This window comes from Microbacterium sp. MYb64 (assembly GCF_002979495.1).
Classification (GTDB): domain Bacteria; phylum Actinomycetota; class Actinomycetes; order Actinomycetales; family Microbacteriaceae; genus Microbacterium; species Microbacterium azadirachtae_A.
The window spans coordinates 54,167-68,793 of sequence record NZ_PCOW01000014.1; the positions used below are offsets into that span (position 1 = coordinate 54,167).

17 protein-coding genes are annotated in these 14,627 nt (G+C 69.4%); 4 read left to right on the forward strand and 13 right to left on the reverse strand.

From position 1 onward, the window contains the following. Positions 1 to 5: 5 nt before the first annotated feature. The gene (locus CQ044_RS13115; RefSeq protein ID WP_146116791.1) at positions 6 to 1,004 is read right to left on the reverse strand and encodes an esterase family protein; all 999 of its coding nucleotides are present in this window, start codon (positions 1,002 to 1,004) and stop codon (positions 6 to 8) included. A gap of 163 nt (positions 1,005 to 1,167) precedes the next feature. Between CQ044_RS13115 and CQ044_RS13120 the strand changes: the two genes are divergently transcribed. After that, positions 1,168 to 1,350 carry a YegP family protein gene (locus tag CQ044_RS13120; RefSeq protein ID WP_045272868.1) on the forward strand — a complete coding sequence of 61 codons (183 nt, stop codon included), beginning with the start codon at positions 1,168 to 1,170 and terminating at the stop codon, positions 1,348 to 1,350. 76 nt (positions 1,351 to 1,426) lie between these two features. Here CQ044_RS13120 and CQ044_RS13125 read toward each other — a convergent pair whose 3' ends face one another. From CQ044_RS13125 to CQ044_RS13175, 11 genes are all read right to left on the reverse strand, one after another. After that, the gene (locus tag CQ044_RS13125; RefSeq protein WP_105688875.1) at positions 1,427 to 3,895 is read right to left on the reverse strand and encodes a bifunctional lysylphosphatidylglycerol flippase/synthetase MprF; all 2,469 of its coding nucleotides are present in this window, start codon (positions 3,893 to 3,895) and stop codon (positions 1,427 to 1,429) included. Continuing rightward, positions 3,892 to 5,193 carry an esterase family protein gene (locus CQ044_RS13130; RefSeq protein WP_181158312.1) on the reverse strand — a complete coding sequence of 434 codons (1,302 nt, stop codon included), beginning with the start codon at positions 5,191 to 5,193 and terminating at the stop codon, positions 3,892 to 3,894. The genes CQ044_RS13125 and CQ044_RS13130 overlap by 4 nt, the downstream gene beginning before the upstream one ends. Positions 5,194 to 5,397: 204 nt before the next feature. Continuing rightward, positions 5,398 to 6,153 (reverse strand): amino acid ABC transporter ATP-binding protein, encoded by a 756-nt coding sequence (locus tag CQ044_RS13135; protein WP_105688877.1) that lies wholly within the window; start codon positions 6,151 to 6,153, stop codon positions 5,398 to 5,400. Then, positions 6,150 to 6,947, reverse strand: coding sequence for an amino acid ABC transporter permease (locus tag CQ044_RS13140; protein WP_105688878.1), 798 nt, complete (start codon positions 6,945 to 6,947; stop codon positions 6,150 to 6,152). Before CQ044_RS13140 ends, CQ044_RS13135 begins: the two co-directional genes overlap by 4 nt. A gap of 33 nt (positions 6,948 to 6,980) precedes the next feature. After that, on the reverse strand, positions 6,981 to 7,799 hold the full coding sequence (locus CQ044_RS13145) for a basic amino acid ABC transporter substrate-binding protein (RefSeq protein ID WP_105688879.1): 819 nt from the start codon (positions 7,797 to 7,799) through the stop codon (positions 6,981 to 6,983). Between the two features lie 252 nt (positions 7,800 to 8,051). Further along, a complete protein-coding gene (locus CQ044_RS13150) occupies positions 8,052 to 8,354 on the reverse strand; it encodes a Dabb family protein (protein ID WP_105688880.1) in 303 nt (100 codons plus the stop codon). Between the two features lie 32 nt (positions 8,355 to 8,386). Then, positions 8,387 to 8,737: a glutaredoxin family protein gene (locus tag CQ044_RS13155; protein WP_105688881.1), complete on the reverse strand. Its 351-nt coding sequence runs from the start codon at positions 8,735 to 8,737 to the stop codon at positions 8,387 to 8,389. Beyond that, entirely contained in the window at positions 8,734 to 9,036 is a 303-nt protein-coding gene (locus CQ044_RS13160; protein WP_045272862.1) for a rhodanese-like domain-containing protein, read from the reverse strand. The genes CQ044_RS13155 and CQ044_RS13160 overlap by 4 nt, the downstream gene beginning before the upstream one ends. A gap of 216 nt (positions 9,037 to 9,252) precedes the next feature. Next, positions 9,253 to 9,351, reverse strand: a complete 99-nt coding sequence (locus tag CQ044_RS13165; RefSeq protein ID WP_003792170.1) for a 30S ribosomal protein bS22 — start codon at positions 9,349 to 9,351, stop codon at positions 9,253 to 9,255. A 149-nt stretch (positions 9,352 to 9,500) separates the two neighbouring features. Further along, entirely contained in the window at positions 9,501 to 9,695 is a 195-nt protein-coding gene (locus CQ044_RS13170; protein ID WP_045272966.1) for a helix-turn-helix domain-containing protein, read from the reverse strand. Positions 9,696 to 9,803: 108 nt separating this feature from the next. Beyond that, a complete protein-coding gene (locus CQ044_RS13175) occupies positions 9,804 to 10,754 on the reverse strand; it encodes a TetR/AcrR family transcriptional regulator (RefSeq protein ID WP_105688882.1) in 951 nt (316 codons plus the stop codon). 148 nt (positions 10,755 to 10,902) lie between these two features. Between CQ044_RS13175 and CQ044_RS13180 the strand changes: the two genes are divergently transcribed. Further along, positions 10,903 to 11,826: an ATP-binding cassette domain-containing protein gene (locus CQ044_RS13180; RefSeq protein WP_105688883.1), complete on the forward strand. Its 924-nt coding sequence runs from the start codon at positions 10,903 to 10,905 to the stop codon at positions 11,824 to 11,826. Then, positions 11,823 to 12,647 carry an ABC transporter permease gene (locus CQ044_RS13185; RefSeq protein ID WP_105688884.1) on the forward strand — a complete coding sequence of 275 codons (825 nt, stop codon included), beginning with the start codon at positions 11,823 to 11,825 and terminating at the stop codon, positions 12,645 to 12,647. The genes CQ044_RS13180 and CQ044_RS13185 overlap by 4 nt, the downstream gene beginning before the upstream one ends. Positions 12,648 to 12,677: 30 nt before the next feature. Here CQ044_RS13185 and CQ044_RS13190 read toward each other — a convergent pair whose 3' ends face one another. After that, positions 12,678 to 13,100, reverse strand: a complete 423-nt coding sequence (locus CQ044_RS13190) for a helix-turn-helix transcriptional regulator (RefSeq protein ID WP_045272964.1) — start codon at positions 13,098 to 13,100, stop codon at positions 12,678 to 12,680. Positions 13,101 to 13,176: 76 nt separating this feature from the next. Here CQ044_RS13190 and CQ044_RS13195 point away from each other — a divergent pair, with 76 nt between their 5' ends. Beyond that, on the forward strand, positions 13,177 to 14,607 hold the full coding sequence (locus tag CQ044_RS13195; RefSeq protein ID WP_105688885.1) for a TrkH family potassium uptake protein: 1,431 nt from the start codon (positions 13,177 to 13,179) through the stop codon (positions 14,605 to 14,607). Positions 14,608 to 14,627 lie beyond the last annotated feature (20 nt).

The window sequence follows — 14,627 nt, forward strand, 5'->3', positions numbered from 1 at the left end:
CTCCCTCAACCGCCCCCGGACGGAGCGAGGCCGAGGTGCGGGAACAGGGCGCCGAACGTCGCCGTCAGCCCCTCGGGGAGCGATTCGACGTGATCCTCGCCCGGGATCGTGAACACCTGCGTCCGGAAGCCCGCGTGCTCCGTGATCTGCGCGGACAGCTGCACCTGGGCCATGAAGAACGCGTCCTCGTCCCCGGCGGCGAACAGGGCCACGTGCCCGTCGAAGCGGCCGGCGTTCTGCGCGGCCCTGGCCTCGGGCTTGGCGGCCTCGTAGGCGCTCTGATCGCCTTCGAAGACCTGCTGCAGCACCTCGTCCGGGAACTCGGTGCCCTGATACGACTCCCCCGCGATGCTCACGATGCCGCCCCACAGGCCGGGATCCGCGAGGCCCCAGTCCAGCGCGCATCCGCCGCCGTTGGAGAATCCCGCGATCGTCCACGCCGCCGGACTCGGCTGCACCCGCAGGTGGCTGCGCGCCCAGGCGGGGATGTCCTTCGTGAAGTACGTCTCCACACCGCCGTAGGCCGCCGAGTCCACGCACGCCGGGTTGTCGTCCTCGGATCCGAGCTGATCCGCCACGATCACGATCGGGGCCAGTCCGCGGTGCGCGGCCGCGAGCCGGTCCATCGCGTCGGCGACGAACGACGGGTCCGGATCCCCCGGCTCGCCCATCATGAAGACCACGAGCGGCAAGGCGGGCGGATCCGGCACGAGCGCGGCGGGAGGCCGATAGAGCGAGGCGTCCCGCGGGACGAAGCCCGCGGACGAGGGGATGCGCTCCTCCCCCGTGAGCCTCGTCACCGTGCCTTTCGCCGGCAGGCCTGCGGGCGGGATCCAGGTCTCGAAGAGCGGCATCGCGGAGCCCGCGGCCGTGGCGTGCGGCGGCGCCGGAGCCGGCGACCAGGGCCGACCGATCATTCCGACCAGCACGGCCAGCGCTCCCGCCGCGAGCAGCACGGCGAGCAGGACGGCTCGGCTCCTGCCGCGCGTCATCGAAGAGGACATCCGCACTCGCCTCCTGACCCTGCGTGGCCCCATCGTAACGACGACCGGATCCGAGCTCGCCGACGCACAGGAAACACATGATCGCGAATCACGACGCCCGATCGGGGGCCCCGCTAGTTTGAGCGTGGGGCGAGGGCCGCCCCGCGGTTCCGGGAGGAGCACCATGGCAGGCAAGTTCGAACTCTACGAGGACAAGAGCGGCAAGTGGCGTTTCCGCCTCAAGGCCGGCAACGGCGAGATCATCGCCAGCGGCCAGAGCTATTCGTCGAAGTCGGGTGCGCTGAGCGGCATCGACTCGATCCGCCGCAACGCCGCGGACGCCGAGGTCGTCGAGACCGAGGACTGAGCCGGCATCGATCGCCGGCTGAGCAGATCGCGGAGGCGCCGTCCCGAGGGACGGCGCCTCCGTCGCGTCCAGCGGGTCAGCCCGCGAGCGATCGCGCCAAGGCCACGTACTCGGCCGGCGAGGCGTTCGGCAGGTATGCGCGCCCGATCGCGAGCCCGATCGCAGGAAGCTGCCCGTTGTCCGCGTAGAACAGGTGCATCGGACGGTACTCGGGGTTGAACTTTCCCTTGTACCGCAGCAGCGAGGCGAAGCCGTACGCGGGCTCGAGCACCCGGCTCAGCCAGCCCAGCAGCCGGGTGATGCCGGGGTCCGCATCGGCGTCGCCGTCCACGGTCTGTGCGAGCGGCGCACCGGAGAGGCTCATGACCTCGAGTCCCTGCTCCTTCATGTGCAGCGCTGCCGAGGCGATCGCGAACTCCATCACACCGGGCATCGCACCGTCGGCACGGCGCATGAAGTCGAGCGTGCGACCGACCAGCTCCCCCTCGCGCCACACCGGCATCCAGCTCGTCACCGCCTGCAGCTCGCCCTCGGGACCGATCGCGAGCAGGATCTCGACGTCCGGATCCCTGAGCTCCTCCATCCCGCCCAGGGTGAAGCGCATCTCCGGCAGCGCCTTCTCCGCGATCCACTGCTCGCTGAGGGCGTCCAGCTGTGCGACCAGGCCCGCCGGCAGCTGCTCCCACGTGGTCCAGAGCGTCGTGAGCCCGTCGCGCTGTCCGCGGTTGTACGGCTGGCGCACCTTGGTCCACACCTTGCCTGTCAGCTCGAACCGCTCGAGCGGCACGACGGTCTCCTCCGCCACCGAGATGCTCTTCCAGCCGAGGTCCCTGAAAGCCGGGGCGAACTCCTCGTGCGTGCTGTAGAACACCGCGGTCCAGGCGTTCGCGTCGCAGAAGTCCAGGAACCCGCGGATGGTCTTCGCCGTGTCGCCCGGAGTGCAGACCGGGTCCCCCACGGCGATCGCGATGTCGTTCACGACGCGGTAGGCGACCGCACCGCGGCCGTCCGCCGTGAACCAGTGCTCGTTGCCCTCCCAGGTGCCCATGAACCCGAGCGTGCCGCCGTCGGTCGTCCGCAGCTGGGTGCGGAACCGCTCCGCATCGTCCGCGGCCTTGCGCGAGCGTCCCAGCAGCAGCGCCACCATGGCGATCGCGAAGACCAGCCAGAACAGGGCGCCCACGTCGCGGTGCAGCGCGAGCGCGATTCCGGTGAGGGGCGTGTGCCCGCTCGGGCGGCCGATGATCGTCGGGAGGAACCGGCGCAGCGTCGTCGCCAGGGACGACCAGAACGACGGCGAGTGCGAGACGGCCGAGACCAGGATCATGTTCGTGGCCACCAGCACGACGAACGCGATCCCGATCGTGAGCGAGAATCGCCGCACCGCGCGGCGCGACGCCCGCACCGCGAACCGGCGGTGCGTGATCGCGAGCAGGATGCACATCCCGACCGGGACGAGGATCGCCAGCACGGAGAATCCGGGGAACTGCCGGTCGATCTCGATCACGTCGGTCGGCTCGCGGAGCGAGCGGGTGGCCACGCTGAGACCGGTGAGCAGGGCCATCATCGCGTTCACGCCGATCGCGAGGAACCAGGCGGCGCGGCGCCCCGAGCGCAGCCCCCACGCCGCGACCAGGCTGAGCAGCAGAGGGACGAGGCTCATCAGCACCACGCCGGTCCCTGCGGCGACCGCGGTGGTCACCCCGGCGACGCAGTGCGCGGACGCATTGTTCTGCGCGCACGCGTCCGTGATCCCGGAGATGTCGACCCCGCGCAGTCCCGCGACCACGGGAGCCAGCGGGCCGATGCCGACGCCGGTGAGGAGCACGATCAACGGGCCGAGGCCGGTCACCGCGACCATGGCCGCGGTGAGGGTCCTCGTCTCGTGGTAGGAGCTGCGGTACCAGGCGGGCCGCGGCCGGCCGCTCGTGAGAATCACGCCGAGGATGAGACCGGCGAGCGCGGCCAGCAGGCGGTAGACGCTGTCCGCATCGCCGCCGTACAGCGTGTAGGTGACGAGGAGCGAGAGGCCGAGCAGGCGGATCCGGCGACGGTACAGGGCCGGTGCGAACGCGCTGCCCGCCAGGATCGCACCGAAGATCCCGATCGAGGGATCCAGCACAGCGCCGCGGGCGTCGATCCGCGCCCACACCTGCCCCCACGACCAGGCCAGCGACTGTATTCCGAGGCCGAGCAGGCCGCCGAGCACGCCCGTCACGAGGAAGGCGCTCACGACGCGCCAGGTTCCCATCAGCCGTTCCGCATAGGCCAGCAGCGTGAGCGCGAGCACGGCGGACAGCAGGAGGCCGCCCCAGGAGTCCGGCACGAGCAGCGCCGTCAGCGGCGTCCACCACTCCCGCTCGCGTCCGAACGCGAGCGGGCTGAGCCCGATCCCGGCGGGGCGAGAGCCCCGGAGGGGTCCCAGCGCCAGACCGCTGACCAGGAGCAGGACGGTCAGCCCCACGGCGAACGGATGGCGGCGCGCGTAGCGCCCGGCCCTGCGCGCCACGGCGAGCACCGCCGTCGTCGCCCGCGAGGAGGTCATCGGGAGAGCCCCAGGCGCGGGTAGAGCACCTCGAACGCCTTCACCAGGCCGCCGCGCAGGCCGGGTCCGGTATGGGTGGCGTTCGGCACGAGGTAGTAGGTGGTGGTGAAGCCCGCCGCCTCCGCGAGGCCCGCGGAGACGCGGTTCGCGGGTCCGTACTTCTTGTCGAGCGCCCCGGCCGCGAAGATCGCGTAGTGCCCCGCGTACGCTCCGGGGTGCTCGGCGAGGATCGCCTCCGGCTTGTTGGCGTCGAACGCGGCCTGGTCGCCCTTGAACGCCTTCTCGACCGACTTGGGGTCGCCGAAGCCCGACCACGGCTCACCGGACGCGGTGGCGATGTTCCCCCAGATGTCGGGATGCCTGGCGCCGTAGATGAATGCGCACGCCCCGCCGTTCGAATACCCGGCGATGGTCCAGTACTTCGGATCCTGCTGCACCCGCAGATGCCCCCGGATCCAGTCCGGGATGTCCTTGTTGAAGTAGGTCTCGACGCCGCCGTAGGCGGCCGAGTCGATGCAACCGGGGTTCTGATCCTGCGCACCGAGCTGGTCGGCGATGATGACGATGGGCGCGAGGCCGTCGTGCTTCGCAGCGAACTCGTTCATGACGTCCACCATCGGATGCGGATTCGGATAGCCCGGCAGTCCCATCATGAAGACCACGACGGGGAGGGCGGGCGGATCCTTCACGAGCGCGGCCGGGGGCAGGTAGATGGTCGCCTCGCGGGGCTTGAACCCAGCGGAGGATTTCAGGGCGTTCGCGCCGGAGAGCGCGCCGAATCGTCCGCGAGTCGGCATGTCCGCAGGGGGCGTCCAGGTCTCGGCCAGCGGCTTCGCGGACGGATCCTGCGTGGTCAGGGGCGGAGCGAAGTGGTCCAGCGGGCCGAGCGTGTTGATGCCGAGGATGTCGCCGAGGGTGCGATCCAGCGCGAACGCCTGATTGATCCCGATGCCCATCGAGAGCACGGAGGCGATCACGGTCAGGATCGCGACGACCTTGCGCCACCAGCGCGAATCCCACAGGCTCACGATCGCCAGCCCGATGAGGGCGAAGCCGCCCGAAGTCCACCACTTCACCGCGTCGGGCATCGGCACGCCGAACAGGTCGGCGACGTCGACGAGCACCACGAGGAACCAGCCCACGAGCGCACCGGCGATCACGGCGATCGCCGCGCGCACGATCCAGCGCCGGCGGAGCGGTCTGATCAGCAGCGCGACGAGGCCCGCCGCGGCGAGCCCCCAGACGATCCAGGGCACGGGTCCGTCGGCGAGGTCCAGCTCCAGCAGCCATCGCGGCATGAAGGGCGTGCTCCGTTCCCGCCTCCGGACGGGGCGACGACCCATCGTAATCCGTGCCGCCTCGGCGGAACCGGTGGGAGCGCCCCGATCAGGCTCGGAGAACGCTATGAGACGCGCCGGGGACCGGTAAGTCCCCGGCGCGTCTCATGCTCGTTCCTCGGCGCTTCCGGTCGGCGGCTCAGGGGTACCCCTCAGCTGCCGGCTTCACAGCACGCGCGCGAGGAAGTCCTTCGTGCGCTGATGCTGCGGGTTCGCGAGCACTTCGCGCGGGTCGCCCTCCTCGAGGATGTGCCCGCCGTCCATGAAGATCAGTCGCGAGCCGACCTCCCTGGCGAAGCCCATCTCGTGCGTGACCACCATCATGGTCATGCCCTCGTCGGCGAGTGTCCGCATCACCTGCAGCACCTCGCCCACGAGCTCGGGGTCGAGCGCCGAGGTGGGCTCGTCGAAGAGCATCATGTCGGGGTTCATGCACAGCGCCCGCGCGATCGCGACGCGCTGCTGCTGACCGCCGGAGAGCTGCCCGGGATAGGCGTCAGCCTTGTGCGCCATGCCCACGCGCTCCAGCATCGCCTTCGCGACCTTCTCCGCCTCCGCCTTTCCGCGCTTCTTCACCTGGCGCTGCGCGATGGTGAGGTTTCCCAGCACCGACATGTGCGGGAAGAGGTTGAAGCTCTGGAACACCATGCCGATGCGGGTGCGCACCCGGTCGATGTCGACGTCCGGGTCGGTCACGTCGATCCCCTCGATGAGGATCTCCCCGCCGGTCGGCTGCTCCAGCAGGTTCACCGAGCGCAGGAGCGTCGACTTCCCGGACCCCGAGGGGCCGATCACGCAGACGACCTCACCGGGGTGCACGGACAGGTCGATACCCTTGAGCACCTCGTTATCGCCGTAGCTCTTCACGAGCCCGCGGATGTCGATCGCAGGCGCGTTCAGGTTGATCAGGTCGGTACTCATCGCTCCCTCGCCATCCGCCGCTCCAGCCACGCGGTGAAGCGGGTGAGCGGAATCGTCACGATCAGGTAGAGAATCGCCGCCATGATCAGAGGCGTTCCGTTGCTGTTCTGAGTGCTCGCGTCACGGGCGAACGTGGTGAGTTCCTTCGACCAGATGAACGTGCCCACCACGAAGAGCAGCGACGTGTCCTTGAGCAGCAGCACGAACTCGTTCGTGAGCGGCGGGATGATGATCCGGAAGCCCTGCGGCACGACGATCCAGAAGGTCGTCTTCATCGGCGACATGCCGAGCGACCGCGCTGCCTCGGTCTGCCCCTTCGGCACGGCCTGGAGTCCTGCGCGGATCGTCTCGGCCATGTAGGCCGATGCGACCAGGATCAGGCCGACGAGTCCCAGCACGACGGGGCCGCCGAGCTTGGTCCCCGGCACTCCCGCCGCGATCGGCACGATGAACCCGATCGCGAAGATCGTCAGGATCGCGGGGAGCCCGCGGAACAACTCGATCCAGGCCGTGGCGATCCAGCGGAACGGCCCGATGCTGCTCATCTTCAGCAGCGCCAGGCACACGCCGAGCAGCAGACCGCCCGCGAACGCCACCGCCGTGAACCACAGCGTGTTCACGAGTGCGACGGTGACGATGCTCGGGAGCATCTTGGCCGCGACCTCGGGGTTGAAGAACAGTGGACCGAGCTTCGCCCAGTTCGCGGTGAACGCCACCCACACGACGATCGCGATCAGAACGACGTAGACCGTGTAGCGGTAAAGCTTCTGTTTCTGAGTGCGTCTCAACGCCATCGTCAAGATCCTCTCTCGCCTACCCTGCGCCGATCACTTGGCCGTGAAGTAGGTGTCGTAGATCTTCTTGTACTCGCCGCTGTCCTTGAGGTCCTTCAGAGCGCCGTTGACGGCCTTCAGCAGTGCCGTCTTCTGACCCTTCTGGAACGCGAAGCCGTAGGACTCGTTCGTGTTGTAAGTCTCGACGATCTTGTACGACTTGTCGGCCTTCTCGTGCTCGAGGTTCACCGGCTGGTCCTGCAGGATCGCGTCGATCTGCCCGGCCTGGATCGCCGGCCACAGCTCGCCGTCAGAGGGGTACTGCACGAGGTTCGCGCCCTTGGCGTGCTCCTTGGCGTAGCTCTCGCCCGTGGTGCCCTGCTGCACGCCGACGTTCTTGCCGGACAGGCCGTTGATGTCCTTGATGCCGGAGTCGGTCTTCACCAGCAGCGACTGCAGCGAGTCGTAGTAGGGGTCGGAGAAGTCGATGTTCTTCTTGCGGTCATCGGTGATGGTCATCGCAGAGGCGCCCACATCGCAGGTGCCTGAGGCCAGGGTCGTACCGGACTGCAGCGCGTCGAAGCCCACATCCTGCACGGCGAGCTTGAGGTCGAGCTTCTTGGCGATCGCGCCGAGCATGTCGATGTCGAAGCCCGTGTAGCCGGTGCCGTTGTCGCCGCCCTCGAACTCGAAGGGCGGGTAGGGGATGTCCGAGCACACCGTGAGCGTGCCGGCCGAGACGAGTCCGTAGTCGTTTCCGGCCGCCGTCGTGGATCCGGCGTCGGGGGTACCGCCGCCGGAGCAGCCGGCGAGGGTGAGGGTGGCGGCCGCCGCGAGGGCGAGTCCGTAAGCGATCTTCGAGCGACGTTCCATGTTCGACTCCTGTGTCGAGGACGCTGACGTCCAGGTGCGGGTTGCCCACAATCTTGACACGGAGCGGTTACCGCCACGTAACGGGAAGGCCTCCGGGGGTGTCTCGGTTCGGTATCGGCGCACGTGTCCCGGCGGACTCCCGCGGAATCCCGCGGTTCTCGCGCGCTTTGAGAGCCGCAGAATGTCTGAGATCCGAGACGATGACTCGCACAACCGGTTCGGAGGACCCCTTGAGCACGTGCCGCCGGCTGCTCAGACCTCGAAGTCGACGGCCGAGCGCCCGCCCGAGACCGAGCGCACGTAGCCCACGACCTCCTGATGCGCGGGATGCACCTGGTACGCATCCAGACCCGCGGCGTCGTCGAAGTCGGCGATCAGCGTCACATCCCAGTTGCCCTCGACCGCGAGTGTGTTGACGCCCGCGGTGAGCGCGCGGATCGACGGCACGACGCCGACGAGCCCCTGCAGCCGCGAAGCGACCCCCGTGGCGTGCTCCGCGCGCTCGGCCGGATCGGTCGCCGCCATCTTCCAGGTCACCACATGCCGCAGCGTCATCGCGATTCTCCTTCTGGTCAGTCTTGTGCTGGTCAGTCTTGCGCTGGTGAGTCTTGTGCCTCTGCCGGCTCCTGCGCCAGGGCGGCGGCTGTGGGCCCTGCTCCCGCGGTGGTGCTCGATCCGGCGGCCTTCTCGGCGAGCGCGTCGCGCAGCCGGTCGGGCGAGATCCGCCAGTGTCCGTGCAGTTCGCCGTCGATCAGGAGCACGGGGATCTTCTCCCAGTACTTCTCGTAGAGGGCGGGGTCATCGAGGATCGACAGCTCGGTGATCTCCATGTCCTCGGCGAGCGCATCCGGCAGCTCTGCGACGACGGCGTCGACCACATCGGAGGCGACATCGCACAGATGGCAGTCGGGCTTGCCGATCAGGGTCAGCGTGATCACGGCGCGGGCGTCTCGATCGCGCGTCCCTCCGCGATCCACTCCGCCGTGCCGCCCTCGACGTTCGTGGCGTCGTAGCCGCGCGCCTCGAGCGCCTCGACGACGCGCGCCGAGCGCCCGCCGAGCTGGCAGATCACGTCGAACGCCCCGTCCGGCAGCTCGTGCAGCAGGTCCCCGAGCTCGGACATCGGCAGGTTCACCGCTCCGGGCACGTGCCCCGAGGCGAACTCGCTCCTCTCGCGCACGTCGATGAGAGCCGTCTCGGTGCGCTCGGCCAGCTGGGCGACGGTGATCGTCTTCATGGATCCGATTCTTCCAGACGCGGGACGCCCGGGCGCGCCGAGCCGGATCCGTCCTGCGGAGCACGAAGCGCCGGGAATGCACGCAGCGCCGGGAAAGCACGCAGCGCCGGGAACGCACGCAGCGCCTGGATCACACGCAGCGCCGGGAAAGCACGAAGCGCCCCGACGATCCGGAGATCGGGGGCGCTCAGTGACTTGCGCGCTCGGCGCGGCCGCTTACTTCTTGTTGCGGCGCTGGTGGCGAGTCTTGCGAAGCAGCTTGCGGTGCTTCTTCTTCGCCATGCGCTTGCGGCGCTTCTTGATGACAGAACCCACGGAAACCTCACTAAGTCAGGGGCTGGGCGTCGCACACGGACGACGCCCGGGATCGGGCACGGAAAAATGCCTCAGAACAGTCTAGCGCACGGCGCCGCCGGCGCTGACGCGCGTGCGAATCCGGCGCCCCAGCGCCTCTCGCACCGCGCTCAACCCACGTCGGCGATCGGCTTCTGCAGCGCGGCCGTGACCGCGGATTCCGGCACGCGATAGCTGCGGCCGAAACGGATCGCGGGCAGTTCCCCCGCGTGCACCAGCCGGTACACGGTCATCTTGGACACGCGCATGATCGCCGCCACTTCGGCGACGGTCAGGAACTTCACGTCCGGCAGCTGTTCGGGCATCCCCATCTACCCCCCTCTCCGTCGCGCGACCTGCGCGGCGGGTTGCGACAACTGTAGGGGCTGCTGGCGACGCGTGTAAACCCATGTGAACGCTGTGACAGGGGATGCTCAGACCGCGGCCGATCGCGCGATGCGCTCCGCCGCATCCTTGCGCACCTGGCGCTCGTTCTTCTGCGCCGCCCGCAGCGCCTTCTCGGCCTCGCGCACGCCCTTCGCCGCCGCGCGCACCCGCTTGTCGGCGGCGAGCGCCGGATCCTCGGGGACGAACACGGGAGGAGTCCGCGGCTCGCCCGGCCGTGCGGCGGCGAGACGCTCGATGTGAGTGGCGATCCCGTCCAGCACGCGTTCGATGCCGAACACCATCGGATCCTTGTCGCCGTCGATCGCGCCCTCGTCGAGCGCGGCGCGCGTATGGGGATAGGCGTCCGCGTCGATCAGCGCGCGGAACAGGGCCGCCTCCTGCGCCCCGACCTCCTCGAGCGTCAGCCCGCTCGACCGCGCGGCCTCCGCGTAGCCGGCCGCGACCGTGCCGAACCACCGGGACTGGCCCATGATCGCGAGCATCGCACCCATCCGCTCGTCCTGGTCGAGCGGCGTCTCGGCGAAGGCGGCGAGGTACGCGTCCATCCAGGCCGCGGTCCCCGGCGTGACCGGGGTGCCGCTGATCGGCAGGCTGAGCAGCCAGGGATGGCGGAGGTAGACGTCGAGGTGCGCGCGGTAGAGCCGCTCCGCCTCCTCCCGCCATCCGCGCACCGCCGCCCCGGACTCCGGAAGCGGTGGCAGCCCTGACGCCTCCTCCTGCATGAGCAGCAGGAGGTCGTCCTTCGCCGTGACGTAGCGATAGAGCGACATCGGCGTGAAGCCGAGCGTCTTCGCCACGGCCGCCATCGAGACGGCTCCGAGCCCCTCGCCGTCGGCGAGCGCGACGGCCGCCTCGACGATGCGCTCCACGCTCATCTCGCGCTTCGGACCGCGCTGGGGGCTTGCGGCCATGCCCCATGCCAGGGCGATGCCGCGCGGCAGGTCGGGCAGGTCGGCGGGATCGGGCTCTTCGGTCATGACTCCAGGATAGGACTGTTTATTGCGTAAACAGTGTGTTACCGTCATAAACAGTTTCATCTATACACAGATTCATCTCTGACAGAGCCTCATCCCTGACAGAGCTCCATCCACGACAGAGCTTCATCCATGACAGAAGGGAACGGCGATGACCACGGCCATCGAAGTCTCAGGACTCACCAAGCAGTACAGCGGCACCCCCGTCCTGCGTGGCGTCGACCTCACGGCAGAGCAGGGCGAGATCGTCGCGCTGCTCGGATCCAACGGCGCCGGCAAGACCACGACGATCTCGATCCTCACCACCTTGACCCACGCCGACGCCGGCACCGCGATGGTCGCCGGATGCGACGTGCGCCGCGATCCCGAGGGGGTGCGGCAGCGGATCTCGCTCACCGGCCAGTCGGCCGCGGTCGACGACGCGCTCACCGGCGTCGAGAACCTGGTGATGCTCAGCCGGCTCTCCGGTCTCGCCCCGCGCGCCGCCCGCCGCCGCGCGGACGAGCTGCTGACGCAGTTCGCTCTCGCCGATGCGGCGGGACGCAAGGTCAAGACCTACTCCGGCGGCATGCGCCGCCGGCTCGACCTCGCCCTGAGCTTCGTCGTCACACCGCAGGTGCTCTTCCTCGACGAGCCCACGACGGGCGTGGATCCTCGCAGCCGACTGGACCTCTGGGAGGTCATCCGGGGCCTCGCGGATGCGGGCACCACGGTCTTCCTCACCACCCAATATCTGGAGGAGGCCGATCGGCTCGCGGACCGCATCGCCGTCCTGCACGAGGGCCGCATCGTCCGCACCGGAACCGCGGCCGCGCTCAAGGCGCAGTTCGGCAGCGACGTGCTCGTCGCCGAGGGTGCGGACGGATCCTCCCTCGCGGAGATCGCGACGGACGGATCGATCGACGGCATCCGCCGCGCGCTGGACGAGCTCGAGACCGCGCATCCGTCGGCACGCGTCCAGCTGCGTCAGCCCACGCTCGACGACGTCTTCCTCACCCTCACCGCGACCGGCGACGCCGAGTCCACCACCGCGACCGGCGACGCCGATCGCACGACCCTCCGGGAGTTCGCATGAGCGCTCTGTCCCCCGCCGCCCCGGCCCTCGCGCCGGTCGCGCCGCCCCTGTCGGGGATCCGCCCGCGCCTGCGCGGATTCGCCGCCGAGCGCGTGTTCGTCCGGCGCAGCCTCATCCTGTCCCTGCGCGACGGCGAGACCCTGTCGATGTCGATCATGCTGCCCGTCACGCTCATGCTGCTGTTCACCTTCGTGTTCGGCGGCGCGATCGAGAACGACGGCAGCTACGTCGACTACGTCGTGCCGGGGATCATCCTGCTCTGCGCCGGGTTCGGCGCCGCGTCGACGGCGACCTACGTCTCCCGCGACATGTCCACCGGGATCATCGACCGCATCCGCACGATGCCGCTGCGACCCGGATCCGTGCTCACAGGGCACGTCGTCGCGAGCCTCGCCCGCAACCTGGTCTCCACCGCGGTCGTCTTCGGTGTCGCACTGCTGCTCGGCTTCCGTCCGAGCGCGGGACCTCTGCAATGGCTCGCCGCATTCGGCATGATCGCCGTCTACATCCTCGTGATCACGTACCTCTACGCCGCGATCGGCCTCGCAGCCGGCAGCCCGGAGGCGGCCGCGGGGTACGGGTTCATCCTCATGTTCGTGCCCTACCTGTCCAGCGCGTTCGTCCCCGTGCACACGATGCCGACCTGGCTGCAGTGGGTGGCGGAGAACCAGCCGATCACGCCGATCATCGAGACGATCCGCGGCCTGCTGATGGGTACGCCCCTGCACGCGCAGCCCTTCTGGGCGCTGGGCTGGTGCGCGGTCATCCTCGCGATCTCGGTGCTGTGGGGCCGCTGGCTCTTCGGCAGGGCGCGGCGCTGAGCCTGATCCGGATCAGGATCCGGATCCGGCTCAGGCCCCGAGGCGCTTGAGCGCCGTCTGGACCACGTGCTTCGCGCTCGCGGCGGCGCGTCCCACGACCTCGGCGGCGTGCGCGGCGCCGTCGGGAAGCGGCGGAACCCCGACGAGCCCCGAGATGTCGGGGGCGGAGTCCCCGTAGGCATCGGCCAGGAACGGGACGAGCCAGTCGTCGACCTGTTCCAGGGGCGCCGCCTCGATGCTGTAGAAGCGGCGCTGGCCGTCCTCGCGGACCGTGACGAGCTCGGCCTCGCGCAGCACCTTGAGGTGCTTCGAGACGGTGGGCTGGCTGATCCCGAGTTCGCTGACGATCTGCGTCACGCTCGTGCCGGCATCCCCTTCCTCGGACCGCTGGCGCAGGAGCTGAAGGATGTCCCGTCTCGTGCCGTCGGCGATCACGTCGAAGATGTCGGTCATGCCTTCACAGTAGCCGCGCCGCGGGCGGAGTACCATGACGAAGGCTTGGCGGACGGAGGATCGGAGGGGCTCGACCATGGCGCGCACCGCTGACCCGCGATCCTTCTCGGAGGTGGTCCGAAGGACCGTCCGTCTCGGCAAGACCCTGACGACCTCCTCCCCCTCGCGATTCGCGATCGTGGTGTTCTCCGCGCTCATCCTGATCACGACGGCGCTGCTGTCGCTGCCGATCGCGAGCGCCGACCGCACGGTGACGCCGCTCGCCGATGCGCTGTTCACGGCCGTCTCCACGATCTGCGTCACGGGCCTGTCGACCGTCGACATGGCGACGCACTGGTCGGGCTTCGGGCTCGGCGTGGTCTTCGTCGGCGTCAACATCGGCGGCCTCGGCGTGCTGACCCTCGCGAGCGTGATGGGCCTCGCGATCTCGAAGCGCCTTGGTCTTCGCGCCAAGCTCATCGCCGCGGGCGACACCAACCCGATGCGCGCGCACGGCGGTCCCGTGAACGAGAGCCAGACCGTGCGCCTCGGCGAGGTCGGATCCCTGCTGCGCACGGTGGCGATCTCCGCCTTCGCGATCGAGGCCGGCCTCATCGTCCTGCTCTACCCCGCGCTGCTGACGGCGGGGGTGGATCCGGTCACCGCCCTGTGGGAGGCGCCCTTCTACGCGGCGATGGCGTTCACGAACACCGGGTTCACCCCGAACCCGGGAGGGCTCGCGCCGTTCGCGCAGAACTACTACGTGCTCAGCGTGCTCATGCTCGGCGTGTTCCTGGGAAGCCTCGGCTTCCCCGTCATCTACACGCTCGCGAGGCAGCGCTGGCACGTGCGGCGCTGGTCGCTGCACGCCAAGCTCACGGTGCTCACCACGATCGTTCTGTTCGTGGTCGGCGCGGCCGTCTTCCTCCTGCTCGAGTTCGACAACCCGAAGACCTTCGGATCGATGGACGCCGGCGACACGACGTTCCAGGCGTTCTTCCTGTCGGCCATGACGCGCTCCGGCGGCTTCAGCGTGGTGAACATGGGCGATCTCAACGGATCCTCGATGCTCGCCGCCTCGATGCTCATGTTCGTGGGCGGCGGCTCCGCGTCCACGGCGGGCGGCATCAAGGTGACCACGCTCGCGGTGCTCGCCCTGGCCGTGATCAGCGAGGCCAAGGGGCGCCCGTCCGTGCAGGCGTTCGGCCGCCGCATCCCCTCGGACGTGCAGCGCGTCGCGCTCAGCGTCGTCGCCTGGGGCGCGACCACCGTCGCGCTCTCCACGATCGCGATCAGCCAGCTCACGAAGTTCTCCGTCGACGAGGTGCTCTTCGACGTGGTCTCGGCCTTCGGCACCGTGGGGCTGTCGACCGGCGTCACCGAGAGGCTTCCCGACTCGGCGACCTACATCCTCGCCGCGACGATCTTCATGGGGCGCGTCGGCACGGTCACGCTCGCCGCGGCCGTGGCCGCGACCTCCCGCACCCAGCTGTACTCGCTTCCGGTCGAGCGGCCGATCGTCGGCTGACCGGGGTGCCGCGGTGGCGG

Coding starts and splice junctions, on each gene's coding strand:
- CQ044_RS13115 (WP_146116791.1), bottom strand. CDS start 1,004: ATGTCCTCTTCGATGACGCGCGGCAGGAGCCGAGCCGTCCTGCTCGCC.
- CQ044_RS13120 (WP_045272868.1), top strand. CDS start 1,168: ATGGCAGGCAAGTTCGAACTCTACGAGGACAAGAGCGGCAAGTGGCGT.
- CQ044_RS13125 (WP_105688875.1), bottom strand. CDS start 3,895: ATGACCTCCTCGCGGGCGACGACGGCGGTGCTCGCCGTGGCGCGCAGG.
- CQ044_RS13130 (WP_181158312.1), bottom strand. CDS start 5,193: ATGCCGCGATGGCTGCTGGAGCTGGACCTCGCCGACGGACCCGTGCCC.
- CQ044_RS13135 (WP_105688877.1), bottom strand. CDS start 6,153: ATGAGTACCGACCTGATCAACCTGAACGCGCCTGCGATCGACATCCGC.
- CQ044_RS13140 (WP_105688878.1), bottom strand. CDS start 6,947: ATGGCGTTGAGACGCACTCAGAAACAGAAGCTTTACCGCTACACGGTC.
- CQ044_RS13145 (WP_105688879.1), bottom strand. CDS start 7,799: ATGGAACGTCGCTCGAAGATCGCTTACGGACTCGCCCTCGCGGCGGCC.
- CQ044_RS13150 (WP_105688880.1), bottom strand. CDS start 8,354: ATGACGCTGCGGCATGTGGTGACCTGGAAGATGGCGGCGACCGATCCG.
- CQ044_RS13160 (WP_045272862.1), bottom strand. CDS start 9,036: ATGAAGACGATCACCGTCGCCCAGCTGGCCGAGCGCACCGAGACGGCT.
- CQ044_RS13170 (WP_045272966.1), bottom strand. CDS start 9,695: ATGCCCGAACAGCTGCCGGACGTGAAGTTCCTGACCGTCGCCGAAGTG.
- CQ044_RS13175 (WP_105688882.1), bottom strand. CDS start 10,754: ATGACCGAAGAGCCCGATCCCGCCGACCTGCCCGACCTGCCGCGCGGC.
- CQ044_RS13180 (WP_105688883.1), top strand. CDS start 10,903: ATGACCACGGCCATCGAAGTCTCAGGACTCACCAAGCAGTACAGCGGC.
- CQ044_RS13185 (WP_105688884.1), top strand. CDS start 11,823: ATGAGCGCTCTGTCCCCCGCCGCCCCGGCCCTCGCGCCGGTCGCGCCG.
- CQ044_RS13190 (WP_045272964.1), bottom strand. CDS start 13,100: ATGACCGACATCTTCGACGTGATCGCCGACGGCACGAGACGGGACATC.
- CQ044_RS13195 (WP_105688885.1), top strand. CDS start 13,177: ATGGCGCGCACCGCTGACCCGCGATCCTTCTCGGAGGTGGTCCGAAGG.